The following is a 24543-nucleotide window of genomic DNA, read 5'->3' on the forward strand; positions in this document are numbered from 1 at the left end:
CAGCGACGCGACCGCAGGGAGCGCTCTTGACGGGACGCCCCGGCACGGGAAGACAGTGGAACTGACGGGCAGCCCCCGGAACCACCCCGACCCCGGACGCACGAAGCCCTACCCCTGAGCGGCGAAGCCGCGCCCCGGCGCAGCCGGGGTCACCAGCACACCACCACACCCTCACACCCGCACCACCTCCACGCCCGCCTCCTCGAAGGCTTTGGCTCCCGCGTTCGACAGGCCCGTGTCCGTGACCAGGATGTCCACCGACGAGGCGGGGCAGATGCGGGCGAAGGCGCGGACGCCCAGTTTGCTGGAGTCCGCCGCGATGACCACCCGGCGGGAGCGGTCGCACAGGAGGCGGTTCACCGCCGCCTCGTCCTCGTGGCGGGTGGCGGCGCCGTCCACGGGATCGAAGCCGTCCACGCCGAGGATCGCCGTGTCCACGGTGAGCTGGCCGAGGACGCCCTGGGCCAGGGGCCCGGTCAGTTCGTACGACTGCGGGCGCGCCACGCCTCCGGTGAGCACGGTCTTGAACTGCGGCCGGATCACCAGTTCACCCGCGATGTTGAGGGCGTTCGTCACCACGGTCAGCGCGGGCGACCCGCTCGCGCCCGTGCTCAGGTCCGCCCGCCCCGCGAGCGCGCGGGCGACTTCGGTGGTCGTCGTACCGCCCGTCAGGCCCACCACCTCGCCCGGCGCGATCAGCGCGGCCACCGCCTCGCTGATCCGGCGCTTCTCCGGCGCGCGGCGCGTACTGCGGTAGCGCAGCGGAAGCTCGTACGACACCCCGTGCAGCACTGCCCCGCCGCGCGTGCGCACCAGCATCTGCTGCTGCGCCAGTTCGTCGAAGTCGCGCCGGATGGTGGCGGCGGAGACGCCGAGCGTCTCGGCGGCCGGCTCGACCTCCAGGCGGCCGCGTTCCACCAGCAGATCCAGCAGCGTTTGCCAGCGCACCTCCCGGGACATGGACCCCACGGCGGCGTACCCCCTTGTGTGCGTTGCGTCTTCGTATTGCGTCTTCGTATTGCGTCTGTATGGGCGTCTGATCGTCGCGCCCGTCGACGAGCGCGACGAGCGTTCGGGCTGTGTTCGGGCCCTGCGTCGACATTAACTCAGGTCGCCACCCCGTCGATGCTTGAAGTTGCGCGAAACCACCGGCTATCTTGCAGAAAAGAGCAGGTGCACCTCTCCGGGCCCCTGCACCGCCCGCACCACCGCACAGGGAGCCGACATGAGCCATGTCGCGTACGAGCTGACCACGCAACCCGACTGCTGGGAGCGGGCCGCCGACATGGCCCCCGCCCAGCGGGCCGTGCTCCCGCAGCCGGGGGAGCGCGCCGCGATCGTGGGGTGCGGGACCTCGTACTACATGGCGCAGGCCGCCGCCGCGCTGCGCGAGGAGTCGGGCGCGGGGGAGACCGACGCGTTCCCCGCCTCCGAGTTCCCGCGCCACAGGCGCTACGACCGCGTGGTGGCCCTCACCCGGTCCGGCACCACCACCGAGGTGCTGGACCTGCTCGCACAGCTGCGCGACGCGGGGATCCGCACCACGGCCGTCATCGGTGACCCGGACACCCCGGTCATGACCCTCGCCGACGACCTCGTCGTCCTGGACTTCGCCGACGAGCGCTCGGTCGTGCAGACCCGCTTCGCCACCACGGCGCTCACCCTGCTGCGCGCCCACGTCGGCCTGCACAGCCCGGCGGTCGTCGCCGACGCGCGCGCCGCGCTCAGCGAGCCGCTGCCCGAACGGGTCGCGGAGCACAGCGAGTTCACCTTCCTTGGTCGCGGCTGGAGCGTGGGCCTTGCGCACGAGGCCGCGCTCAAGATGCGCGAGGCGGCCCTCTCCTGGTCGGAGTCCTACCCGGCGATGGAGTACCGGCACGGCCCCATCAGCATCAGCGGTCCCGGCACCGTCACGTGGGCGCTGGACGAGGCTCCCGACGGTCTGGCCGACCAGGTGCGCGACACGGGCGCCCAGTGGGTGGAGCCCCGGCACGACCCGCTGGCCGAGCTGGTACGGGTACACCGGCTCGCGATCGCCGTCGCCGCCCACCGGGACCTGGACCCCGACCGGCCGCGCAACCTCACCCGCTCGGTGATCCTCACCAGCGAAGAGGGGGCCGTCCGATGAGCCTCGTCCCCGCGGGCACCCTGGTCCAGGAGGCGGCCGCCGCAGGCCGGGCCGTCGCCGCCTTCAACATCATCACCCTCGAACACGCCGAGGCCGTCGTCGCCGGCGCCGAACAGAGCGGCGCGCCGGTCATCATCCAGCTCAGCGAGAACGCGGTCCGCTTCCGGGACGGCCGACTGCTGCCCATCGCGCGCGCCGCGGCGGCCTGCGCCGAAGCCGCCGGGGTGCCCGTCGGCCTGCACCTGGACCACGTCAAGAGTGCCGACCTGCTGCGCCGGGCCGCCGACGCCGGATTCGGCTCCGTCATGTACGACGCCGCGCACCTGCCGTACGGAGAGAACCTGGAGGCCACCCGTTCGGCCGCCGACTGGGCGCACGCCAACGGCCTGTGGATCGAAGCCGAGTTGGGCGAGGTCGGCGGCAAGAACGGCGCCGCCCCGCTGGACCCGCACGCTCCCGGCGCCCGTACGGACCCGGACGAGGCGCGCCGCTTCGTCGCGGACTCCGGCGTGGACGCGCTGGCCGTCGCGATCGGCAGCAGCCACGCGATGACCTCGCGGACCGCCGCTCTGGACCACGCGCTGCTCGCCCGGCTGGCCAAGACCGTGGACGTACCGCTCGTCCTGCACGGCTCGTCCGGTCTGCCGGACGAGGAGCTGGCGGCGGCGGTCGCGGGCGGCATCCGCAAGGTCAACATCGGCACCGCCCTGAACGTGGCGATGACCGAGGCCATCCGCACCCACCTGACCGGGGCCGACCCCCGCCCGTACCTGACGGCGGCCCGCACGGCGATGACGGCGACCACGGTGTCCATGATCACGGCCCTGAACCCGTCCCGTCCGGTGGGAGCGGGCGCGCTCCGCCACTGACGGCGCGCGGCGATCTCGTCCGTCCCCCCGCCCCTCCGTCACCCTTCCGGATTCTTGGAACACGTTCTACTCTACGGCCGCCAGTGACGGACGGACACGAGACTCCCGGAGGGGCCGTGCACCTCGAATACACGCCTGAGCAGCAGCAGTTGCGCACCGAGCTGCGCGCCTACTTCGCCGAGCTGGTCCCGGAGGACGTCTACGGGCGCTACCAGGACGCGGCCGCGCAGAAGCGTTTCTACCGCGAGACGATCCGGCGGCTCGGCGCCGACGGCTGGCTCGGCGTGGGCTGGCCCGAGGAGTACGGCGGGCGCGGGATGTCGCCCATGGACCAGTTCATCTTCTTCGACGAGGCGGCCCAGGCCGTCGTCCCGCTGCCGCTGATGGCCCTGAACACCGTCGGCCCGACCATCATGCAGTTCGGCACGGACGAGCAGAAGGCGTACTTCCTCCCCAGGATCCTGGCGGGCGAAATCGACTTCGCCATCGGCTACAGCGAACCTGACGCCGGCACCGACCTCGCCGCCCTCACCTGCAAGGCCGTCCGCGAGGGCGACGAGGAGAGCGGCACCTACGTCGTCAACGGGCAGAAGATCTGGACCACCAACGGCGACACCGCCGACTGGGTCTGGCTCGCCGTGCGCACCGACCCCGAGGCCCCGGCCCACAAGGGCATCACCATGCTCCTCGTCCCCACGGACGACCCGGGCTACTCCTGCACCCTCATCAACACCCTCGCCTCGCACGACACGACCGCGAGCTACTACGAGAACATCCGCGTCCCCGCGAGCCGCCGGGTCGGCCAGGAGAACAAGGGCTGGCGCCTGATCACCAACCAGCTCAACCACGAGCGCGTCACCCTCGCCGCACACGGCACGATGGCCATCCGCGCCCTGCACGACGTACAGCGCTGGGCCGCCGACACGAAGCTCGCCGACGGCCGCCGGGTCATCGACCTGGGCTGGGTGCGCGGCCGCCTCGCCCGCACGCACGCCCGCCTGGACGCGATGAAACTGCTCAACTGGCAGATGGTCAACGCCGTCCAGAGCGGCACGCTCACCCCGCAGGACGCCTCCGCCGTCAAGGTCTACGGCTCCGAGGCCCGGCGCGACGCCTACGCCTGGCTGATGGAGGTCGTCGGCGCGGCGGGCATCCTGAAGGACGGCTCGACGGGCGCCGTCCTGCACGGCGAACTCGAACGCGGCTACCGCAGCGCGGTCATCTTCACCTTCGGCGGCGGCAACAACGAGATCCAGCGCGAGATCATCTCCTGGATAGGCCTGGGCATGCCCCGCGTCCGCCGCTGAACACCCGTCGACCGGTCCCGACCGCCCGGTGCCGCCCTCGCCGGCCTCCGTGATGTGCGTCGGCGGCTCATTCTGCCCAAAGCCGGGACGGTCGGTCATCCGGGGTCTAGCGTTTCCCTCGCGGCGATCAAGGGGGAGCGAACATGCAGACGGCGTCGTTGCGAAAAGGGGAGAACACCGGGCTGTCCACGGCGCCCGTGATACTGGCGGTGTCGGTTCACGGCGTGGCAGCGGACGTCTCGGCTCTGCTGCTCGGCCCGGACGGCAGGGTTCGCGGCGATGAGGACCTGGTCTTCTACAACCACCCTGCCCAAGACGGGGTGTCCGTCGCGGGACCGGTGGTCACGGCCGATCTCGTACGCGTGCCGGCCGGCGTGGACCGGCTGATCGTGGTGGCGAGTGCCGATCCGCTACGGCCGGGCACGGTCTTCAGCCGTGCACCGCTTCTGACGGTCACCCAGGCGGGATCGCCGGCCAGGTCGTTCACGCCGCCGGACTTCACGTCCGGAGAGACGGTCGTGGTTCTCGCGGAGCTCTACCGACGGGACGGCGGATGGAAGCTCCGCGCGGTGGGACAGGGCTATGCCTCCGGTCTGGCCGGCCTCGCGACCGACTACGGCGTCGACGTCGAACCCGAACCCGAGCCGGCTCCGGCTCCGGCGCCCCTTCCCTATCAAGGGCGCCGGAATGTGAGTTCCGCGGAGCCCGCGCCGGCCCTCTCGAAGGTCGAACGGGTGGCCCCCGGACTGCTGTCTCCGGCACGCCAGGCCAGCAAGGCCCTCGTGGAGCGGTCCATCGCGGACCAACGGGCAGCGGTGTACCTGATCCTGGACCACGACTCGCACATGGAAGAGCTGTACGATTCGTTCGCCGTGCAGGCTTTCGCCGAGCGCGTCCTGGCGCTGTCGGCCACGCTCGATGACGACGGCACGGTCCCCGTGGTCTTCTCCAGCGGAGTGGAACCCTTCCTGGAGGAGATCCGCCTCGACAACTACCGCGGGCACATCGGGCAGTTGCACACCCAGGTCGACTGGGGGTGGGGCAACGTAGCCGACGCCATGCGCCGTGCGGTGGGGCACTACCAGGAATCCGGCGCCACCGACCCCGCCTTCATCGTGACCCAGGTCGGAGACGAACCGTGGGACAAGGCCGAAGTCCGCTCCTTGCTCCAGAACACCGCGCCGCTCGGCGTCTTCTGGCTGTTCGTCGGGTTCGGCCGCGGCAAGCTCGCGTTCTACAAGAACCTCAACGCATCCGCCTCCGCGACCTTCACCAACGTCGCCTTCTACGACGCGAGCAAGAACCCGGGATCGGTCCCCGACGAGCGCTTCTACGCCGGCCTCGTCGGCGCCTTCGCCACATGGCTGCGCAGATGAGCCTCCGGCGGTCGCCGGGTTCACGTCATGCGGGCGCTCAGGGTGCGGACCACTTCGGTCAGGACCTTGTCGCGCCAGTTCTCCTCGGAGTCCGGGTACTTGCCGACGCCGTCCGCGGTCGACATGCCGCTGACCTCGAACTCGTAGGGGCCCTGGTGGCAGATCAGGTTGTTGGTCGTGTCCTCGGTGTAGCAGCCGGCCGCTCCCAGGGAGCCCTGGAGGTCGCGGAACTTCTTGGTGTCCTGGCCTGCTTCCTTGGCCTCCTTGTCCCGGTCCTCGGCGTAGGCGTCCGCCACGAGGGCGGCGTCCGCGACCGTCTTGAAGACGATGCGGACCTTGCTGTTGTGCTTGGCCTTGTACTTGGCCGGCAGGGCGAACTCGGTCTCGCAGCCACCGGCCGGTACGTCGCCGGTGGTGCCCGGCTCCGACTTCTGGAGCGGATTGAAGTTGATGATGGTCACCTTGACCGGTCGGCGTTCGAAGTCCTTCGCCTGCGGCAGGATCGCGCGGATCTCCTCATCGCTCAGCACCTCGCAGGCGTTGGGCCACTGCGCGATGGGCAGCGAACGTCCCGCCGCGGGCCGTGCTTCGAGCCGTGCGCCGGACGGCTTCGCCGACCCGAACTGCAGCGCGGGCGGCGCGCTGTCGCAGCCCGCCAGCACCACCGACGCGCAGACGACGGCCGCGGCGGCCAGGACGGGACGCCCCGGGTTCCTACTCGACATGCCTACTCCCCCTCTCGCAGCACGGGGAATCCCCCGATGCCGGGCCCATTCTGGTCGGGTACTCCGCCGCGCCCTTCCGGATCCCGGTACGCACCCCCTGTGATCTTCCCGACAGCACCGCGGCGACCGGGAGGAAACTGCTGGTCCGCGTCGGTCCCTGCGCGACCCACCGCCCGGTCGGTACGCTCGACTCAGGCGACGGGAGGCCACCCATGAGCGCAGCGCCGTACGGGCACGACGGAGCGGACCGGGTCACGGACGGCCCGAAGGGCCCGCCCGCCGCGGACGCCGCCGCCGACGCCGCCGCGGACGCCGCCCCGGGCACCGGCCCCGGCACGGGCGCGGACAGCGCCCCCGGCCCCGGCCTCTACGGCCCCCGGTCCGTCACCTGGCAGTGCCACGCCGACCCGGTCATGTGGATCGCCGGGGTCCGGGCGCTCTACCTCCAGGCCCTGCACCCCCGCGCCGTCCGCGGCGTGATGGAGAACTCCGACTTCCGGCGGGACGCCTGGGGACGGCTGCTGCGCACCGCCGACTTCGTCGGCACCCTCACCTACGGCACCACCGAGGCCGCCGAACGGGCCGGGGCCCGCGTCCGCGCCATCCACCGAGGCCTGTCGGCGACCGACCCCGCCACCGGCGAGCGCTTCCCCGTCGACGATCCCGAACTGCTGCTGTGGGTCCACTGCGCGCAGATCGACTCCTTCCTGCACATACTGCGCCGCTCCGGCGTCCCCCTCACCGACGCCCAGGCCGACCGGTACGTCGACGAGAACCGCGTCAACGCCCGCCTCGTCGGCCTCGACCCCGTCGGCGTGCCCGCCACCACCGCCGGCCTGGCCGCCTACTTCGACGAGATCCGCCCCCGCCTCGCCGTCGGCGCGGACGCCCGCGCCGTCGACGACTTCCTGCGCAGCCCGCCGACCCACCCCGTCCTGGTGCCTGGCCGAAACCTGCTGTGGCGACCGCTCGCCGACCTGGCCTACGGAACCCTCCCGGCCTACGCGCACCGGCTCTACGGGCGGCCCGCGCCCGCCTCGCCCACCGTCACCCGGCGCCTGCGCCTCACCGGCCTCGCCCTGCGCAGCGTTCCCGCGGATCTGCGCTGGCAGCTCCCGCCAGGTCACATCTTGAGAGCGATGCGTCGCATGGGCCCCGGGAGTCGCCCCTCGCCGCACGCACTGCGCACTTCAGCGGCCATACTGGACCGGCCGGGGAGGGTGGAGCGCGACCACGAGCACGACGACGGGGGCGGCAGTAGGACATGGCTGAGTCCAGACTGATCCAGGGCCGGTACAGGTCGCTCGATCTGATCGGCCGCGGCGGCATGGGCGAGGTGTGGCGCGCCCGTGACGAGTCGCTCGGCCGGCATGTCGCCGTGAAGTGTCTCAAACCGCTCGGCGCCGAACAGGACGCCCATTTCACCCAGGTCCTGCGCGAGCGCTTCCGGCGCGAGGCCCGCGTCGCCGCTTCGCTCCAGCACCGGGGCGTCACCGTGGTCCACGACTTCGGCGACGACAGCGCCACCGGCGGCCCGCTCTACCTCGTCATGGAGCTGCTCGAAGGGAGCAATCTCAGCCAGCTCCTGGAGGAGAACGAGGCCCGCCCGCTGCCCGTCGACGATGTCGTCGACATCGCGGAACAACTCGCCGCGGCCCTCGGCTACACCCACGACCAGGGCGTCGTGCACCGCGACCTCAAGCCCGCCAACATCATGCGGCTCACCGACGGCACGGTGAAGATCTGCGACTTCGGCATCGCCCGGCTCGCCGCCGACATCGGATTCACCGCCAAGCTCACCGGCGGCGGCATGGCCATGGGCACCCCGCACTACATGTCGCCCGAGCAGATCGCGGGCGGTGAGGTCGACCACCGCAGCGACCTCTACTCCCTCGGCTGCGTCCTGTACGAGATCGCCACCGGCGCCCCGCCCTTCGACCTCGGCGACTCCTGGTCCGTCCTGGTCGGCCACCGGGACACCGCTCCGGTGCCGCCGCGCGAACACCGCCCCGAACTTCCCGTCCACTTCGAACATGTGGTCCTGGACCTGCTGGCCAAGCGGCCCGAGGACCGGCCCGCCGACGCCCGCGGACTGCACCGCCGCCTCGTCGACGCCCGCCGCGGCCCCGCCGCCGTGCCCCTCGCCACCGGAGCCCTGCCCGGGTGGGCGCTCGGAATGACCGCCGGGCGCAAGGCGGGCCTGGAGGCGCGCCCGGCCAGCGGCGCCTGGACCGTCCTGACCGGCTCGTGGACCGCCGCCGGCGCCGCCGTGCCGGTCCGGGAGCCCTCCGAGGCGCAGTCCACCCGCGAATCGGCTCCCCAGCCGCTCCCGGTACCGGTCCCGCAGCCCGAACCGGCCCCGGCGGAGCACGCCGCGGAGCCGGACCCCGCCGCTTCCGCGTCGGGCTCGCCCGCCGGGGGCGTCGTACGGCCCCCCGCGTCCGAGGACCCGCGGCTGACCGCCGCCTACGGCCAGGCCCGGCCGTCCCGCCCGCTCGGGCCGGACCACCCCGAGACCCTCGCCGCCGTCTCCGCGCACGCCTTCGCCCTCAGCCGGGCCGGCCGCCCCGCCGACGCGCTGGCCGCGCACACCCGGGTCGCCGAGGGCCGCGCCCGTACGCTCGGCCCCGACCACCCCGACACCCTCGCCGCCCGCCAGGAGACGGCGTACGTCCTCGGCCAGCTCGGGCGCCACCAGCAGGCGCACGAGGTCTACCGCACCGTGCTCGCCGCCCGCGAGCGCACCATGGGCGCCGACCACCCGGACACCCTGCGCTGCCGCCACAACCTGGCCTTCAGCCTCAGCCGCCTCGGCCGGCTCGCCGACGCCCACCGCACCGCCGAGGAAGTGGCCGCCGCCCGGTCCCGGGTGCTCGGCCCGGACCATCCGGACACCCTGCTCACCCGCTACGAGGTCGGCTACGCCCTCGGTCAGCTCGGCCGCTGGCAGGAGGCCCTCGCCGCCTACCGCGAGGTCGCCGCCGCCCGCGAGCGGATCCTGGGCCGCGACCACCCCGACACCCTCGCCGCCCGCTACGAGGTCGGCATCGGCCTCGGCCGCCTCGGCCGCACCGCGGAGGCACTGGACCTCTTCCGCTCCCTCGCCCGCGACCGCACCCGCGCCTACGGCGCCGCCGACCCCGAGACCCTGCGCGCCCGCCACGTCGTCGGCGTCAACCTCGGCCGCCTCGGGCGCTGGGCGGACGCCGTCGCCGAGGCCCGGCAGGTCTTCGCGCTGCGGGCCCGCACGCTGGGCCCCGACCACCCGGACACGCTGGTCAGCCGCCGCGAAGTGGCCGTGGGCCTCGGGCGCCTGGGCCGCTGGGACGAGGCGCTCCCCGTGTACCAGGAGGTGGCGGGCGCCCGCGAACGCGTCCTCGGCGCCGACCATCCGGACACCGTCGCGGCCCACGCGGACGAAGCACACTGTCTGGAGCGGCTCGGGCAGATGTGCTAACAAGAGCCATGACCAAGGAGCAGCGGTTCCAGGGCGTGTACGACGCGGTGATCGTGGGCGGAGGGCACAACGGCCTGGTGGCCGCCGCCTACCTGGCCCGGGCGGGACGCTCGGTCCTGCTCCTGGAACGCCTCGGCCACACCGGCGGCGCCGCCGTCTCCACCCGCCCCTTCGCGGGGGTCGACGCCCGCCTGTCGCGCTACTCGTACCTCGTCTCGCTGCTGCCCGACAAGATCGTGCGGGAGCTGGGGCTGGAGTTCGCCGTCCGCAAGCGCACGGTGTCCTCGTACACCCCCACCCGGCGTGCCGGCCGGGCGGACGGGCTCCTCGTCGGCGGTGGCGAGGACCGGACCCGCGCGTCCTTCGCCCGGCTCACCGGTTCCGACCGCGAGTACGAGAACTGGCGTGCCTTCCACGCGAGCACCGCCCGCCTCGCCCGCCGGGTCTTCCCCTCACTCACGGAACCGCTGCCCACCCGGAGCGAGTTGCGGGCGCGCATCGACGACGAGAGCACCTGGCGGATGCTGTTCGAGGAGCCGCTGGGGCGCGCCGTCGAGCAGCGGTTTGCCGACGACCTGGTGCGCGGCGTGGTGCTCACGGACGGCCTGATCGGGACCTTCGCCGACGCCCACGACCCCTCGCTCGCGCAGAACCGCTGCTTCCTCTACCACGTGATCGGCGGCGGGACCGGCGACTGGGACGTGCCCGTCGGCGGCATGGGAGCCCTCACCGACGCGCTCGCCGCCGCCGCCCGGGCGGCCGGGGCGCGGATCGCCACCGGGCACGAGGCGGTGCGGATCGACGTCGACCCCGGCGCGGGGACGGAGCCGAGCGGGCCGGTGGAGGTCACGTACCGCACGGAGCACGGCGAAGGCCGCGTCGGAGCACGGAAGGTGCTGGTCAACGCCTCGCCGCAGGATCTGGCACGGCTCCTCGGCGAAGCCGCACCGGAGGCCGCAGAGGGCGCGCAGCTCAAGGTGAACATGCTGCTGCGCCGGCTGCCCCGGCTGCGCGACTCCTCGGTGGACCCGCGCGAGGCCTTCGCCGGCACCTTCCACATCGGGGAGGGCTACGAGGAGCTCGCACGGGCCTACCGCGAGGCCGCCGCCGGCGAACCGCCGTCCGCGCCGCCCTCGGAAATCTACTGCCACTCGCTGACCGACCCCTCGATCCTGGGGCCGGACCTGGCGGAACGCGGCTACCAGACGCTCACCCTGTTTGGACTGCACGCCCCGGCCCGGCTGTTCGAGAAGGACAACGAGGGGGTCCGGGAGTCGCTGCTGGCGGCCACGCTGGCGCAGTTGGACGCGCATCTCGCCGAACCGCTGGCCGACTGCCTGGCCGTCGACGCGGAGGGCCGCCCCTGCATCGAGGCCAAGACCCCGCTCGACCTGGAACGCGAACTGCGCCTGCCCGGCGGCCACATCTTCCACCGGGACCTGTCCTGGCCCTTCGCGGACCGGGACGCGGCGCCGGGCGCGGTACAGGGGGCGGGGCGCTGGGGCGTGGAGACCCGGCACCCCGGCGTGCTCCTGTGCGGGGCGGGCGCGGTGCGCGGCGGCGGGGTCAGCGGTGTGCCGGGCCACAACGCGGCGATGGCGGCCCTGGGCCGCTGACCCCGCCGCCGCGCCGGTTGCGTTACGCGCCGAGGGGCTCGATGACGACGACCGGGATCTCGCGGTCGGTCTTGGTCTGGTACTCCTCGTAGGCGGGCCAGTGCCCGACCATCAGCGGCCAGGCCTCGGCGCGCTCGGAGGGGTCGGCGGCACGGGCCCTGCCCTGGATGATCTCGGGTCCGACCTGGATCCGGACCTCGGGGTGCTCCGTGAGGTTCAGGTACCACAGCGGGTGCTCCGGCGCGCCGCCCTTGGAGGCGACGATGAAGTACCGCCCGTCCTTCTCGCCGTAGATGAGCGGGGTCCGGACGGGGTTGCCGCTCTTGCGCCCGATGGTGGTGAGCAGCAGCGTCTGCGTGCCGTTCCAGGAGTGGCCTTCGGCGCCGTTCGACGCGACGTACTGCTTGACGTGGTCCAGCTGCCAGCCGGGCTTGGGGTCGGTGGGGTGGTCCCAGTCGATGTCGGTCATGCGGGTCTTCCTCCAGGTGTCGACGGATCGGCTGTCGGTGTTGAACCCTCAACGATCAACAACGCCCTGGGGTACGGCGTTTATGCCCCACGCGTTCGGACCGGGTGGCGACCGGGCAGGGATGGGGGGGGCCGGGGTCGCGGGGGCCGCGGGGATCGCGTGAACGCCTGCGGGGCCCCGCGGGCACCGGGCACAATTCCCGGGGGTCCGTCAGGCGCGGTCCGCACCACCACACTTCGGGAGCAACTGGTGTCGTCGCAAGAGATCCCCATATCGCTCACCCCCCAGCAGGCCGCGCACGGGGTGATCCTCCCCGTGCCGCTGGCGAGCGGCACCGCCCGGCTCAGGATCCCGGTGTGCAAGAACGGTGACCTGGTGCGGGCCCGCCTCGGCGAGACCGAGGTGCTGCTGCGCGTCGCGGTGCGGGCCGAGGCGGCCGAGGGGCCGGTCCCGCCCGTGCCGCCCGCACCGCAGGGGCGGTCCGGCTCGCGCGGCGGCCTGGTGGCCGCCGGGATCGCCACCGCCGTGATCATCGGCCTGATCGTGGCCAACCTCGGTGACGACGGCGACACAAGCACCGCTTCTTCTTCCCCGACCGCCACGTCCACGCCCACCGACACCGCCACGCCCACGCCGTCGTACAGCGCGTGGACGCCTCCCGCGGCCCCGCCGCCCCCGGCTCCGGCGGACACCCCGGCCGGCACCGCCCCCTACCCCGTCCTCCCGACGCCGGAGGCGGCTCCGAGTCCCTTCGACCGGGGCACCTGCCTCAACGGCACCCTGCCGGACTCGACCACCGCCCAGCGCGTGGACGACGTGCGTGAGGTGCCGTGTTCCGCGTCGGACGCGCACTACAAGGTGATCGAGAGCATCCCCGGCACCTCGGACATGAACCGCTGCGACGCCAATCCGAAGACCGAGTACGGCTTCTCCTACCGCTACAGCCGGGGCGGCATCACGCTCAACGAGTACGTCTACTGCGTCGTCGGCATCGGCTCCTACGCGCGCTGACGGACGACCCGGCCCGGGCGTGCGCCGTGTACTGCGCCGGGGTGATGGCGGTTCGTCATGGGCGCGTCACGGAACCGCCACAGGGCCGTGCGGCGGGAACCTGTCCGGGTCAGGGGGTCGTGTTCCAGCACGCGAGTGCCGGTGCGGGACCGGTCGTGGACCTCGGGAGCACCCATGAAGAACACAGCGATCACCGGCCGGACGGCGGCGGCTCTGGCGACGGCCCTGGCGGCCGTTGCCCTGATGACGGGCTGTACGCCGACCGGCGACGCCGGCGCGGCCGGCGGACCGGCGACCCCGCCCGCCCCGCCCGCGGCCTCGGGGCCGACCGCGCCCACGCCCACCGGCGGCGCGACCGGAGGTGCCACGGGCGGCGCCTCCGCGTCCCCTTCCCCGTCCGCCTCCACGACCGGCGGCGCCACGGGCGGCGGGACGAAGAAGCCCTGTACGGCCGGGAACGTCAAGGTCTCCGAGGCGCACCAGGCCGCGAACCGCCCGCCGGGCACGGGGACCGGGGCCGTCGTCCTCTCCGTCACCAACACCTCCGCGTCCGCCTGCACGGTGGGCGGCTACCCGACGGTCGCGGCGGCGGGCAACGGCTCACCGGAGAAGAACCACCCGCTGGCCACCACCCACACCGGCTCCGCCGCGAAACTGCTCCTGGCTCCCGGCGCCCGGGCGTGGACGAAGCTCACGTTCGTGCAGGTCCAGGGCGAGGCGGACGGCTACTGCGCGTCCGGCGCGACCCCGGCCTCCTACCCGACGCTGGTCATCGGGGTGCTCGACGCCGGGAAGCACCAGATCGCCATGGACGACGGCGTCTTCGCCTTCTGCGACGACCGGGTGAGCGTCACCGCCTGGTCCTCCGTCAAGCCGGCCTAGAGCCGCGGAGCCGGGGCGCGGGGCACGGGGTCAGGGGCGCGGGTCATGGGGCGGGGCGTCAGTCTGCCGAGCGGGACCACCCCCTGGCCTCGATGCGGGCCGCGTCGGCGGGGCGGTCCTCGGCGAAGAGGGAGCGGGTGCGTTCCGAGACCCGGATGACGTCGACGTACACACCGCGCCCGACGTAGCGGCCCGTGGCCTCGTGGCGGAAGCGGAGGTGGACCTCGCGGCCGGCCCATGCGGTCAGGGGTGCCTCCAGGCGGTGCCAGATGCGGCCCGACCAGCCGGTGACGGTTCCGTGCGGCCACTCCTCGGGGCTGCCGCCGGTCGACCGCACCGTACTGAACGCCAGCGGCTGCCACGGGCCCTGCGGCCCCGGCGCGGCCTCGACGGAGAAGCCGCCGGCGCCCGGCACCGTGTCCCACCACACCGCGCACCGCAGCCGCGCCTCGGCCGTGGCGGGCGTGAGCGGCGGCAGGGTGAGGGTGCCGGACGCGGCGGGGGTGGTTCCGGAGAACCAGGCGGGGCCGCCGTGCCGGGTACGGACGGGCACCGCCCGGGCGAAGCTGTTGCCCACCGCCACCCGCGGAGCGCTGCCGGCCCGCCAGGTCCGTACGGGGTGGACGGAGTTGCCCAGCAGGATCAGGAACGAGTCCGTGGACGGATCCAGCACCAGCGAGGTTCCGGTGAACCCGGTGTGTCCGGCGGAGTGGGGCGTCGCCATCGCGCCCATGTACCAGTGCTGGTAGAGCTCGAAGCCGAGGCCGTGGTCGTCGCCGGGGAAGGCGGTGTTGAAGTCGGTGAAGAGGAGTTCGACGGAGGCCGGGCGCAGGATCCGCTTTCCGGCGTACGCGCCGCCGTCGAGCAGGGTGCGGGCGAGGACGGCCAGGTCCCAGGCGGTGCCGAAGACCCCCGCGTGGCCGGCCACCCCGCCCAGGGCGTAGGCGTTCTCGTCGTGCACCTCGCCCCATACGAGCCCGCGGTCCAGCCCTGACCAGGGTGGGCGCTGGACCTCGGTGGCGGCGGTGACGCGGCGCCAGGAGAGCGGGGGATTGAAACGAGTGCGCTGCATCCCGAGCGGAGCAGTGATCTCGTCGTGGAGCAGGAGGTCCAGAGTGCGACCGGTGATCCGCTCCAAGAGCAGTTGCAGCGTGATCAGATTCAGGTCCGAGTACCGGTACACGCTCCCGGGAGTGTCCTGCGGTCGCACCGACCACAGCAGCCGCAACTGCCCCGCGCGCGTCGACTCCTGGTAGAACGGCGCCCACGACCGCAGTCCCGAGGTGTGCGTCAGCAGCTGGCGGACCGTGATCGTCTCCTTGCCGTCCCCGCTGAACTCCGGCAGGTAGCGCGCCGCCGGAGCCTCCAGTTCCAGGCGCCCCCGCTCCATCTGCTGCACCGCGAGCACCGCGGTGAACAGCTTGCTCAGGGAGGCCAGGTCGAAGACGGTGTCCTCGCTCATAGCGATCCGTTCCGCGGCCGGGAACTCCCGGACCCGGTCGGTGCGGCCGTCGTAGTCCGCGTACCGCACCGCGTCGCCCATCGCCCGGTGCAGGGCCACGGTCCGGCCGCGCCCGGCCAGCACCACGGCGCCGGCGTAGTAGGGGTGCTCGGGGGAAGGGCCGAGGAAGCGCCGGGCCTCGTCCGCCGTCGCTTCCAGGTGCCGTTCCAGCAGCCCCGCCTGGCGGGCCGAGCCGTACCGCAGGCGCAGCCCCTGCAGGGCGCGCCGCTCGACCGGGTTCCCGCCCGGACCGGAGGCCGCCCCGGCTCCCGTGCCCGCTCCCGGAAGACCCCGTCCGTACGCTCCGGCCGGGCCCCCGGGCAGCGCCGCGTGCACGAGCAGGACCCCGCCGAGCGCGAGCAGCCGCGCCCCGAGCCGCCTGCGCGTCAGCCCGCCGCCCGCAGCACCCCGCGCCCGGTCCCGCGTCCCACCGCCCGCGGTTCTCCCGTCGGCCCCGCCTCCGCCTCCGCCCCCGGCCCCGTCGGTCCCGCCCCTGACGGCCCCCGTGTCCTGGCTCATGACCGGCCCTCCTGTCCGCTGTCGAGCGCGCCACTCAGTATCTGCCCGCGCACCCGGTGGACCCCGTCACGACCGGCCTGCAAAGAATCTGACACAGCATCAGAAAATCTCTTCCCTCACGTGGCGCCCTGCGGCATCCTGCCGCCCATGGAGACGGAGCTGAGCAAGAAACTCGGAGTCGAACACGCCATCTTCGGCTTCACGCCCTTCCCGGCGGTCGCCGCGGCCATCACGCGCGCGGGCGGTTTCGGCGTCCTCGGCGCGGTGCGCTACACCGCTCCCGACGACCTCAAGCGCGACCTCGACTGGATGCAGGAACACACCGACGGCAAGCCCTACGGCCTCGACGTCGTCATGCCCGCCAAGAAGGCCGTGGACGGGATCTCCGAGGCCGACATCGAGGCGATGATCCCGGCCGGGCACCGCGAGTTCGTCCGCGAGACCCTCGCCAAGCACCAGGTCCCCGAGCTCGCCGAGGGGGAGGCCTCCGGCTGGCGGATCACCGGCTGGATGGAACAGGTCGCCCGCAACCAGCTCGACGTGGCCTTCGACTACCCCATCAAACTCCTCGCCAACGCGCTGGGTTCCCCGCCCGCCGACGTCATCCGGCGCGCCCACGACCACGGCGTCCTCGTCGCCGCCCTCGCGGGCACCGCCACGCACGCCCGCCGGCACGCCGAGGCGGGCATCGACATCGTCGTCGCCCAGGGATACGAAGCGGGGGGCCACACCGGCGACATCGCCACGATGGTCCTGGTGCCCGAGATCGTCGAGGCCGTCGCCCCGCTCCCGGTCCTCGCCGCGGGCGGCATCGGCAGCGGTGAGCAGATCGCCGCCGGGCTCGCCCTCGGCGCGCAGGGCGCCTGGCTCGGCTCGCTCTGGCTCACCACCACCGAAGCCGACCTGCACTCCCGCGCCCTCACCGGGAAACTGCTCGCCGCCGGTTCCGGCGACACCGTCCGCTCCCGCGCCCTGACCGGCAAACCGGCCCGCCAGCTGCGGACCGAGTGGACCGACGCCTGGGACGATCCGAGCGGCCCCGGCGCGCTCCCCATGCCCCTCCAGGGCCTGCTGGTCGCCGAGGCGGTCTCGCGGATCCAGAAGTACGAGGTCCAGCCGCTCCTCGGCACCCCGGTGGGCCAGATCGTCGGACGCATGAACAGCGAGCGCAGCGTCCAGGCCGTTTTCGACGACCTCACCCTGGGCTTCGAGCGGGCCATCGACCGCATCACCCGCATCGCGGGCCGGTCCGGGCCGGCCCCGAAGGAGGAACTCCCGTCATGACCCCGCCCCCCGGCACCCCCGCCGCCCCCGCCACCTCCACCCCGGCCGGTCCCAACGGCTTCTGGGCCCAGGCCGCCGCCGACCCCGGCCGCACCGTCCTGATCACCCCCGAGGGCGAGGAGTGGACGGCCGCCCGCCTGCACGCCGACGTCAACCGCCTGGTCCACGGCCTGCGCGCGGCCGGCCTGGAACGCGGTGACGTCTTCGCCGTCGTCCTGCCGAACAGCGTCGAGTTCTTCACCGCCTACCTCGCCGCCGCCCAGGCGGGTTTCTACCTCGTCCCGGTCAACCACCACCTGGTCGGGCCCGAGATCGCCTGGATCGTCTCCGACTCCGGCGCCAAGGTGCTCATCGCCCACGAACGCTTCGCCGGGGCGGCCACCGACGCGGCGCAGCAGGCCGGCCTGCCCGCGAGCCACCGCTACGCCGTCGGAGCCGTCGACGGCTTCCGCCCGTACGCCGAACTCCTCGACGGCCAGAGCGAGCGGCCGCCCGCCGACCGGACCCTCGGCTGGGTCATGAACTACACCTCCGGCACCACCGGCCGCCCCCGCGGCATCCGCCGCCCGCTGCCCGGCAAGCCCCCGGAGGAGACGTACCTGGGCGGCTTCCTCGGCATCTTCGGCATCCGCCCCTTCGGCGGCAACGTCCACCTCGTCTGCTCACCGCTCTACCACACGGCCGTGCTCCAGTTCGCGGGCGCGTCCCTGCACATCGGCCACCCGCTCGTCCTGATGGACAAGTGGACGCCCGCCGAGATGCTGCGGCTGATCGACGCGCACCGCGTCACCCACACGCACATGGTGCCCACCCAGTTCCACCGCCTCCTCGCGCTCCCGCAGGAGGTCAAGGACGCGTACGACGTCACCTCGATGCGCCACGCCATCCACGGCGCCGCCCCCTGCCCCGACCACGTCAAGCGCGCGATGATCGAGTGGTGGGGCACCTGCGTGGAGGAGTACTACGCGGCCAGTGAGGGAGGGGGCGCCTTCGCGACCGCCGAGGACTGGCTGAAGAAGCCCGGTACGGTCGGAAAAGCCTGGCCGATCAGCGAGCTGGCCGTCTTCGACGACGACGGCAACCGGCTGCCCCCGGGCGAACTCGGCACCGTCTACATGAAGATGAGCACCGGCGGCTTCAGCTACCACAAGGACGAGGGCAAGACGAGGAAGAACCGGATCGGCGACTTCTTCACCGTCGGCGACCTCGGCCTGATGGACGAGGAGGGCTACCTCTTCCTCCGCGACCGCAAGATCGACATGATCATCTCCGGTGGGGTCAACATCTACCCGGCCGAGATCGAGTCCGCCCTGCTCACCCACCCGGCCGTCGCCGACGCCGCCGCCTTCGGGATCCCGAACGGGGACTGGGGCGAGGAGGTCAAGGCGGTCATCGAAGCGGCCGAGGGCCACGAGCCGGGCGAGGCGCTGGCCGCCGAGATCCTGGCCCACTGCGAGCGGCAGCTCGCGGGCTACAAGCGGCCCAGGACGGTGGACTTCATCGAGACCATGCCCCGCGACCCCAACGGCAAGCTGTACAAGCGGCGGCTGCGCGACCCGTACTGGGAGGGCCGCGAGCGCGCCGTGTGAGGTACGGGCCCCCGGGCGGCGAGGCATCCCACCGCCCGGTGGTTTGCCCGGATCGCCCCGGCATCCTGTGAGATGTTCCACCCGGGGGCCCCGGCGGCGCGCCTTGCGCCGCACCGCGGCGCCGGTTCTGGCAGCGTGGCCGCATGAGTACGGCAACCCGCAGCTCCCCCCTGACCGACTGGACCCTCCTGGTCCCCGTGGTGGCGCTCGTCGCCCTCGCCTTCAGCTGGGGGCGCGACCTGCCCTCGTTCGCGGTGGCGCTCGTCGCCCTGTGCCTCGGGGGCGCGGTACTGGCCGCCGTCCACCACGCCGAGGTGGTGGCGCACCGCGTCGGCGAACCCTTCGGCTCCCTCGTCCTGGCCGTCGCGGTCACCGTCATCGAGGTGGCCCTCATCGTCACCCTGATGGCCGACGGCGGGGACGGGACGGCCTCCCTGGCCCGCGACACCGTCTTCGCCGCCGTCATGATCACCTGCAACGGCATCGTCGGCCTGTCCCTGCTGGTCGGCGCCCTGCGCAACCGCGTCGCCGTCTTCAACGCGGAGGGATCCGGCGCCGCGCTCGCCACCGTCGCCACCCTCGCCGTCCTCAGCCTGGTCATCCCGACCTTCACCACCAGCAAGCCGGGCCCCGAGTTCTCCACCGCGCAGCTCACCTTCGCCGCCGTGTCCTCGCTGGCGCTCTACGGCCTGTTCATCGCGGTCCAGACGGTCCGTCACCGCGACTACTTCCTGCCCGTGGACACCGCCGCGAAGAAGCGCCGGGAAGCCGCCGGGGAGGGCGAGGAACACGCGGAGCCGCCGACCGCCCGGGCCGCGCTGACCAGCGTCGGCCTGCTGCTGGTCGCTCTCGTCGCCGTCGTCGGCAACGCCAAGGCCGTCTCGCCCACCATCGAGGCGGGCGTGGCCCGCGCGGGGCTGCCCCACGCCGTCGTCGGTGTGATCATCGCCCTGCTCGTGCTCGCCCCCGAGACCCTGGCCGCCGTCCGCGCGGCCCGCCGCGACCGCGTCCAGACCAGTCTCAACCTGGCCTACGGCTCCGCGATCGCCAGCATCGGCCTGACCATCCCCGCCATCGCCCTCGCCTCGGTCTGGCTCACCGGACCGCTGCTGCTGGGCCTCGGCCCGATCCACATGGTGCTGCTCGCCCTCACGGTCGTGGTCAGCGCCCTGACCATCGCCCCGGGCCGCGCGACCCTGCTCCAGGGCGGCGTCCACCTGGTGCTGCTGGCCTCCTACCTGTTCCTCGCGGTCAGCCCCTGACCGGCCCGCCCGGCCGTACGCCGACCCGCGCGCGCGGATCGGCGTACGGGGCCGCGCACCGTCAGCGCCGTTCGCGCGGCCAGACCACCCGCAGCGCGGGCGAGGCCAGGATGTCCTTCTCGCAGTAGCGGGAGGTCACCCAGCGCTCGGCCGAGAACAGCCGGGTCTGGTCGGCGAAGTACGGCGAGCGGGGGTTCGAGGACTGGCTGTACGACAGCAGCGTGCGGGCCACCGGGCAGCGGCCGCCGTCCCAGCCGACCGCCTGGAGGTGACTGGAACCGTGCACGACCTCGGTGTAACCGCCCCCGGCCGGGTTCCACACCGCCTCCACCTTGTCCCAGACGCCGAGCGCCTCGGTACCGCCGCCGACCGGAATCCGCTTCCCGCCCCGCACCACGAACTGGTGCGCGCCGAGCGGTGCGTCCAGCGCGATGCCCGCCGCCCCCAGCTCCGCGACCGTGTCCGCCAGGGCCCGCCCGAGGCCGGGCGCCGCCCGGTTCAGGGTGCGGGGCGTATGGACCGGATCGGCCGCCGAGAACGGCACCAGCCACAGGTCCTTCGCCGCGGTCGACCCGGTCAGCCTGCGCCAGAAGCGGTCGAAGAGCAGCGCGCCCCGGCTGTCCTCCTCGGCCGTGCGGTCCCAGCGCGCCAGCACCGGGCAGGCCGCCGAGACGTCCACCGCGGAACCGTCGCTCGCGGTCGCCGTACCGCCGGGCAGGGCCGCGCACGCCTGCGCCGCGTCGGCGGCCGCCAGGTCACCGGCCGGAACCCGGTTCGCGAACTGCTGCTCCTGAAGGTCCGCCACCGTCAGCCGGCCCCGCGCCGCCATGGCCGAGACGTCCTCCAGAGCGCCGCGCGTGCGCAGCGAGCGGGCGGTGCCGGTATTGCCCCAGACCCGCTCGTAGCCGGTCACCGGGTGCTCCGCGTTGGCCAGCCACGCGCTGTCGTTGGAGTTCTCGACGTACGCCGCGTCCCGCAGGACGGGAGCCTTCGCCGGGCCGAACACGCCCGGCTGCACCGCGTCCGGGTCCGAGCCCGGCGCGCAGTCGCCGCGCGAACCGTCCAGCACCGCCAGACCCGCCGACGGGTACGTCGCCCGGCCCAGCGGCGTGGAGCAGCGGGCCGCCAGCTCGTCGGTGATCCGGGGCACGATCTGGGACTGCGTGAACAGGGTCGCGCCCGCCGAGTCGGCGGCCACCGTGTTGACCCAGGGCAGCCCCTGGGTGCGCCGCAGCGCGTCCTGGATGCCGGCCACCGAGCGGGCCCTGCCCATCGCGAGGGCCGTGTCGAAGGCCCGCAGATTCAGCGCGTTGGGGTCGTTCAGCGCATAGGCCGTGGTCGCGGACCAGGGCAGCGGCAGGGACGCCCCGAGGGAGGTGACCACCGGGCCGAAGCGGGTCCACCACTGGGTGCGGACGACCGGGGCGCCGCCCTTGACCGGGACGCTGACGCTGCGCGGGACCATCTTCTCGGGCACGCCGTCGACCAGGTACGCCGTCGGGTCCGCCGGGTCCAGGGAGAGCTGGTGCAGGTTGACCGGGGTGCCGGTGGCCACGGTGTGGCTCCAGGCGACCTTGTCGTTGAAGCCGATGTTGACGCCGACCGTGCCGAGCAGGGAACCGCCGGAGACGTTCAGCTCGCCGGGGATGGTCTGCTGCGACTGCCAGAACCGGCGCCCGCCCTGCCAGGGGTAGTGCGGATTTCCCAGCAGCAGACCGCCGCCGCTCGCCGTGGCCGACCCCGCGAAGGCCACCGCGTTGGACCCCATGTCGTAGCGCGAGGTGTCGAAGAGCTGCCGGGCCGCCTCGGCCGCGGCCGCCGGGTCGACGTCGCCGCCGGGCGCGGGGGGGCTCGTACGGGCCCCCGCACCGGTGGCCGGGCCCGGTGGCCGGGCCGCGGTGATCCCGTCGATCCCGCGCCCCTGGCCGCCGAGCACCGCGACCGCGTACCCCCGCGCCGCCACGTCCACGGCGGTCACCGGACGCACCCAGCCCGCGCCCTGGCAGGCCGGGTCGGTGATCCTGTTCTGCGCCAGCCAGGCGTTGTACCCCGCGGCCCAGCCCCGCATCAGCTCCTTCACGTCCTTCCCGGGACCGGCCGGAGCGGGCGTGGCCAGCAGCTTCTCGACCGTGCCGGATTCCCGGACGCCCTTGAAGTACAGGTCGCTGGAGAGGTTCCCGGTGGCCGAGGAGAGCGAGCCGTCGGGGGCCGCGTCGGGCCCGAACCAGCGCGAGCGCTCGCCGGACACCGTGAGGAACCCGTCGGCCAGCACGCAGACCTGGTCGGCGGCCTGTGCCCACCCGGTGCCGAAGCCGAGGTCGGCGTAGTCCTTGGCGAGGATGTGCGGGACGCCGTTCTCCGTGTAGCGGACGAGGGCGGACAGACCGCCCCCCGAGGGCCCCCGAGCCCCCGCGTCGGCGGTGGCCGAGGCCGAGGCCTGCGGGATCGCGGCGGCCGCGGCGAGCAGCGCGGCGCCGGTGAGGGCGATCCGGCGCAAGGCGGGACGGGTGCGGAAACGCAACGTGCCTCCCAAGTAGCCTGCGAATGACGGTGGTTGCGCATGACGCTGGTGGTGCGCGCGGGTTGTGCCCCCACACTCACGCAGGACGACTGATGATCTGTCAACAACCCCTGATGTACGACGAGATGAGGATCGCTCCATGACACAGGTGCGGGACAACACGGTCGACGGGCTGCTGCGCGACACCGCGCTCCGGGTGCCGGAGCGGATCGCGGTCCGCTACCGCGCGCGGACGTGGACCTACGGCGGCCTCGACGCGGCGGTCTCCGCCGGGGCCGCCTTCCTCGCGGGGGAGTGCGGCCTGCGGCCCGGCGACCGGGTGGCCACCTTCGGCCACAACAGCGACGCCTACCTGATCGCCTTCCTCGCCTGCGCCCGGGCCGGGCTCGTGCACGTCCCGGTCAACCAGAACCTGACCGGCGAGGACCTCGCGCACATCCTGGACGACTCGGGGAGCGCCCTGGTGCTCGCCGACCCGGACCTCGCGCCCCGGGTCCCGGACGGGCGTCCGGTACGGGCGCTGCGCGACGCTCCCGGGTCCTTCCTGGCGGCGGCGCAGGAGGGGGCAACGTACGAGGGCGGAGGCGCTGCGGACGACCTGGTGCAGCTGCTGTACACCTCCGGCACCACCGCGCTGCCGAAGGGCGCCATGATGACCCATGCGGCGCTCTGCCACGCCTACGAGAGCGCGATCGGGGCGCTGGACCTCACCGAGGACGACCGGCCGCTGCACTCGCTGCCGCTCTACCACTCGGCGCAGATGCACGTCTTCCTGCTGCCCTACCTCGCCGTCGGCGCCGAGAACACGGTGCTGGACGGGCCGGACGCCGAGGAGATCTTCGAGCGGGTGGAGGCGGGCGGGGCGGACAGCCTCTTCGCGCCGCCCACCGTGTGGATCGCCCTGGCCAACCACCCCGGCTTCGCCATCCGCGAGCTGAGCGGGCTGCGCAAGGCGTACTACGGGGCTTCGATCATGCCGGTGCCCGTGCTGGAACGCCTGCTCGCCCGGCTGCCCGGGCTCGCCTTCTACAACTGCTTCGGGCAGAGCGAGATCGGCCCGCTCGCCACCGTCCTGGGCCCGGCCGAGCACGAGGGGCGGATGGACTCCTGCGGGCGGCCGGTGCGCCACGTCGAGGCGAAGGTGGTCGACGAGGACGGCGCGGACGTGCCCGACGGGACCGCGGGCGAGGTGGTCTACCGCTCCCCGCAGCTGTGCCGGGGCTACTGGAGGGATCCGCGGGCCACGGAGCAGGCCTTCCGCGGCGGCTGGTTCCGCTCGGGCGACCTGGCGGTGCGCGACGCGGAGGGCTACTTCACGGTGGTCGACCGGGTGAAGGACGTCATCAACTCCGGCGGGGTGCTCGTCGCCTCCCGCCAGGTCGAGGATGCCCTCTACACCCATCCGGGGGTGGCGGAGGCGGCGGTGGTCGGGCTGCCCGACGCGCGCTGGATCGAGGCGGTCACGGCCGTGGTGGTGCCGCGCGGCGCGGTGACGGAGGAGGAGCTGCTGGCGTACGCGCGGGAGAAGCTCGCCCACTTCAAGGCTCCCAAGCGGGTCCTCTTCGTGGACGCGCTGCCCCGCAACGCGAGCGGCAAAATCCTCAAGCGGGAGCTGCGCGACCGCTTCGGCGCCGACGGGGCCGCGCGCTAGCGAGCCGTCCGCGGAGCCCGCCGCTGCACCCACCGCCCCCGGCCGACGGCCGGGGGCGGTCTTTTACGCTGCCGCGCGGTGGGCGTCAAGTCCCGAATGTCCGGAACGTGACCGGGGTGGTCGTGGCGGGGCTTACTGGTGACACGGAAAGAGACGGAAAACCTCCCCGGAGGAACTCCTCCTCACCGGAAAACCCTTCAGTTCATTCACTTCATTCGCTTGATTCGCCTTAGGAGTAGGTCATGAACCGTAAGACGCGTACCAACAACGTTGTCCGTTCCAACCGTCGTGGTTTCCGTGTGGCGACGCTGGTCGCTTCGGCGGCGATGGTGTCGGGAGGGCTGCTGATTCCGGCGTCGATGGCTTCGGCGGCTCC

18 protein-coding genes are annotated in these 24543 nt (G+C 73.4%); 13 read left to right on the top strand and 5 right to left on the bottom strand.

Annotated elements, in window-relative coordinates; all coding sequences use genetic code 11:
* Positions 1-171: 171 nt before the first annotated feature.
* Complete coding sequence (locus ABZY31_RS29275; protein ID WP_356416290.1) at positions 172-960, bottom strand: DeoR/GlpR family DNA-binding transcription regulator; 789 nt, start codon at positions 958-960, stop codon at positions 172-174.
* 265 nt (positions 961-1225) lie between these two features.
* Between ABZY31_RS29275 and ABZY31_RS29280 the strand changes: the two genes are divergently transcribed.
* The 4 genes from ABZY31_RS29280 (at position 1226) to ABZY31_RS29295 (ending at position 5680) form a co-directional block, all read left to right on the top strand.
* The gene (locus ABZY31_RS29280; RefSeq protein ID WP_356416244.1) at positions 1226-2128 is read left to right on the top strand and encodes an SIS domain-containing protein; all 903 of its coding nucleotides are present in this window, start codon (positions 1226-1228) and stop codon (positions 2126-2128) included.
* Complete coding sequence (locus ABZY31_RS29285; protein WP_356416247.1) at positions 2125-2997, top strand: class II fructose-bisphosphate aldolase; 873 nt, start codon at positions 2125-2127, stop codon at positions 2995-2997. Before ABZY31_RS29280 ends, ABZY31_RS29285 begins: the two co-directional genes overlap by 4 nt.
* Before the next feature lie 116 nt (positions 2998-3113).
* Positions 3114-4304 carry an acyl-CoA dehydrogenase family protein gene (locus tag ABZY31_RS29290; protein ID WP_356416250.1) on the top strand — a complete coding sequence of 397 codons (1191 nt, stop codon included), beginning with the start codon at positions 3114-3116 and terminating at the stop codon, positions 4302-4304.
* Between the two features lie 143 nt (positions 4305-4447).
* The gene (locus ABZY31_RS29295) at positions 4448-5680 is read left to right on the top strand and encodes a VWA domain-containing protein (protein WP_356416252.1); all 1233 of its coding nucleotides are present in this window, start codon (positions 4448-4450) and stop codon (positions 5678-5680) included.
* Positions 5681-5700: 20 nt separating this feature from the next.
* Here the strand turns inward: ABZY31_RS29295 and ABZY31_RS29300 are convergent, their stop codons facing one another.
* Positions 5701-6405 (bottom strand): hypothetical protein, encoded by a 705-nt coding sequence (locus ABZY31_RS29300; RefSeq protein ID WP_356416254.1) that lies wholly within the window; start codon positions 6403-6405, stop codon positions 5701-5703.
* A gap of 212 nt (positions 6406-6617) precedes the next feature.
* Between ABZY31_RS29300 and ABZY31_RS29305 the strand changes: the two genes are divergently transcribed.
* The 3 genes from ABZY31_RS29305 to ABZY31_RS29315 are packed head-to-tail and all read left to right on the top strand — an operon-like array spanning position 6618 to position 11478.
* The gene (locus tag ABZY31_RS29305; RefSeq protein WP_356416257.1) at positions 6618-7688 is read left to right on the top strand and encodes an oxygenase MpaB family protein; all 1071 of its coding nucleotides are present in this window, start codon (positions 6618-6620) and stop codon (positions 7686-7688) included.
* On the top strand, positions 7670-9862 hold the full coding sequence (locus ABZY31_RS29310) for a serine/threonine-protein kinase (RefSeq protein ID WP_356416260.1): 2193 nt from the start codon (positions 7670-7672) through the stop codon (positions 9860-9862). Before ABZY31_RS29305 ends, ABZY31_RS29310 begins: the two co-directional genes overlap by 19 nt.
* A gap of 8 nt (positions 9863-9870) precedes the next feature.
* Positions 9871-11478 carry an NAD(P)/FAD-dependent oxidoreductase gene (locus ABZY31_RS29315; RefSeq protein WP_356416262.1) on the top strand — a complete coding sequence of 536 codons (1608 nt, stop codon included), beginning with the start codon at positions 9871-9873 and terminating at the stop codon, positions 11476-11478.
* A gap of 22 nt (positions 11479-11500) precedes the next feature.
* Here ABZY31_RS29315 and ABZY31_RS29320 read toward each other — a convergent pair whose 3' ends face one another.
* A complete protein-coding gene (locus tag ABZY31_RS29320) occupies positions 11501-11947 on the bottom strand; it encodes a nitroreductase family deazaflavin-dependent oxidoreductase (RefSeq protein ID WP_356416265.1) in 447 nt (148 codons plus the stop codon).
* 249 nt (positions 11948-12196) lie between these two features.
* Between ABZY31_RS29320 and ABZY31_RS29325 the strand changes: the two genes are divergently transcribed.
* Together ABZY31_RS29325 and ABZY31_RS29330 are read left to right on the top strand one after the other, a co-directional pair.
* Positions 12197-12958 carry a hypothetical protein gene (locus tag ABZY31_RS29325; RefSeq protein WP_356416268.1) on the top strand — a complete coding sequence of 254 codons (762 nt, stop codon included), beginning with the start codon at positions 12197-12199 and terminating at the stop codon, positions 12956-12958.
* A gap of 174 nt (positions 12959-13132) precedes the next feature.
* Positions 13133-13840 (top strand): DUF4232 domain-containing protein, encoded by a 708-nt coding sequence (locus ABZY31_RS29330; RefSeq protein ID WP_356416270.1) that lies wholly within the window; start codon positions 13133-13135, stop codon positions 13838-13840.
* Between the two features lie 58 nt (positions 13841-13898).
* On the opposite strand, the gene ABZY31_RS29335 is transcribed toward ABZY31_RS29330, so the two are convergent.
* Positions 13899-15860, bottom strand: coding sequence for a serine hydrolase (locus ABZY31_RS29335; RefSeq protein WP_356416273.1), 1962 nt, complete (start codon positions 15858-15860; stop codon positions 13899-13901).
* Between the two features lie 147 nt (positions 15861-16007).
* Here ABZY31_RS29335 and ABZY31_RS29340 point away from each other — a divergent pair, with 147 nt between their 5' ends.
* The 3 genes from ABZY31_RS29340 to ABZY31_RS29350 all read left to right on the top strand — a co-directional run bounded on the left by ABZY31_RS29340 (position 16008) and on the right by ABZY31_RS29350 (position 19995).
* Positions 16008-17144, top strand: a complete 1137-nt coding sequence (locus ABZY31_RS29340; RefSeq protein WP_356416276.1) for a nitronate monooxygenase family protein — start codon at positions 16008-16010, stop codon at positions 17142-17144.
* The gene (locus ABZY31_RS29345) at positions 17141-18733 is read left to right on the top strand and encodes an acyl-CoA synthetase (protein WP_356416279.1); all 1593 of its coding nucleotides are present in this window, start codon (positions 17141-17143) and stop codon (positions 18731-18733) included. Before ABZY31_RS29340 ends, ABZY31_RS29345 begins: the two co-directional genes overlap by 4 nt.
* Before the next feature lie 143 nt (positions 18734-18876).
* Positions 18877-19995, top strand: coding sequence for an ionic transporter y4hA (locus ABZY31_RS29350; RefSeq protein ID WP_356416282.1), 1119 nt, complete (start codon positions 18877-18879; stop codon positions 19993-19995).
* Positions 19996-20056: 61 nt separating this feature from the next.
* Here the strand turns inward: ABZY31_RS29350 and ABZY31_RS29355 are convergent, their stop codons facing one another.
* A complete protein-coding gene (locus ABZY31_RS29355) occupies positions 20057-22516 on the bottom strand; it encodes a penicillin acylase family protein (protein ID WP_356416285.1) in 2460 nt (819 codons plus the stop codon).
* A gap of 139 nt (positions 22517-22655) precedes the next feature.
* Here ABZY31_RS29355 and ABZY31_RS29360 point away from each other — a divergent pair, with 139 nt between their 5' ends.
* A complete protein-coding gene (locus ABZY31_RS29360; RefSeq protein ID WP_356416288.1) occupies positions 22656-24167 on the top strand; it encodes a fatty acyl-CoA synthetase in 1512 nt (503 codons plus the stop codon).
* The last annotated feature ends 376 nt before the right edge of the window (positions 24168-24543 follow it).

Source organism: Streptomyces sp. NPDC006529 (assembly GCF_040611795.1).
Taxonomy (GTDB): Bacteria; Actinomycetota; Actinomycetes; order Streptomycetales; family Streptomycetaceae; genus Streptomyces.

Excerpts from the sequence above, each read along its gene's own strand:
- ABZY31_RS29275 (WP_356416290.1), bottom strand. The coding sequence starts at position 960 with ATGTCCCGGGAGGTGCGCTGGCAAACGCTGCTGGATCTGCTGGTGGAA.
- ABZY31_RS29280 (WP_356416244.1), top strand. The coding sequence starts at position 1,226 with ATGAGCCATGTCGCGTACGAGCTGACCACGCAACCCGACTGCTGGGAG.
- ABZY31_RS29285 (WP_356416247.1), top strand. The coding sequence starts at position 2,125 with ATGAGCCTCGTCCCCGCGGGCACCCTGGTCCAGGAGGCGGCCGCCGCA.
- ABZY31_RS29295 (WP_356416252.1), top strand. The coding sequence starts at position 4,448 with ATGCAGACGGCGTCGTTGCGAAAAGGGGAGAACACCGGGCTGTCCACG.
- ABZY31_RS29300 (WP_356416254.1), bottom strand. The coding sequence starts at position 6,405 with ATGTCGAGTAGGAACCCGGGGCGTCCCGTCCTGGCCGCCGCGGCCGTC.
- ABZY31_RS29305 (WP_356416257.1), top strand. The coding sequence starts at position 6,618 with ATGAGCGCAGCGCCGTACGGGCACGACGGAGCGGACCGGGTCACGGAC.
- ABZY31_RS29310 (WP_356416260.1), top strand. The coding sequence starts at position 7,670 with ATGGCTGAGTCCAGACTGATCCAGGGCCGGTACAGGTCGCTCGATCTG.
- ABZY31_RS29315 (WP_356416262.1), top strand. The coding sequence starts at position 9,871 with ATGACCAAGGAGCAGCGGTTCCAGGGCGTGTACGACGCGGTGATCGTG.
- ABZY31_RS29320 (WP_356416265.1), bottom strand. The coding sequence starts at position 11,947 with ATGACCGACATCGACTGGGACCACCCCACCGACCCCAAGCCCGGCTGG.
- ABZY31_RS29330 (WP_356416270.1), top strand. The coding sequence starts at position 13,133 with ATGAAGAACACAGCGATCACCGGCCGGACGGCGGCGGCTCTGGCGACG.
- ABZY31_RS29335 (WP_356416273.1), bottom strand. The coding sequence starts at position 15,860 with ATGAGCCAGGACACGGGGGCCGTCAGGGGCGGGACCGACGGGGCCGGG.
- ABZY31_RS29340 (WP_356416276.1), top strand. The coding sequence starts at position 16,008 with ATGGAGACGGAGCTGAGCAAGAAACTCGGAGTCGAACACGCCATCTTC.
- ABZY31_RS29345 (WP_356416279.1), top strand. The coding sequence starts at position 17,141 with ATGACCCCGCCCCCCGGCACCCCCGCCGCCCCCGCCACCTCCACCCCG.
- ABZY31_RS29350 (WP_356416282.1), top strand. The coding sequence starts at position 18,877 with ATGAGTACGGCAACCCGCAGCTCCCCCCTGACCGACTGGACCCTCCTG.
- ABZY31_RS29360 (WP_356416288.1), top strand. The coding sequence starts at position 22,656 with ATGACACAGGTGCGGGACAACACGGTCGACGGGCTGCTGCGCGACACC.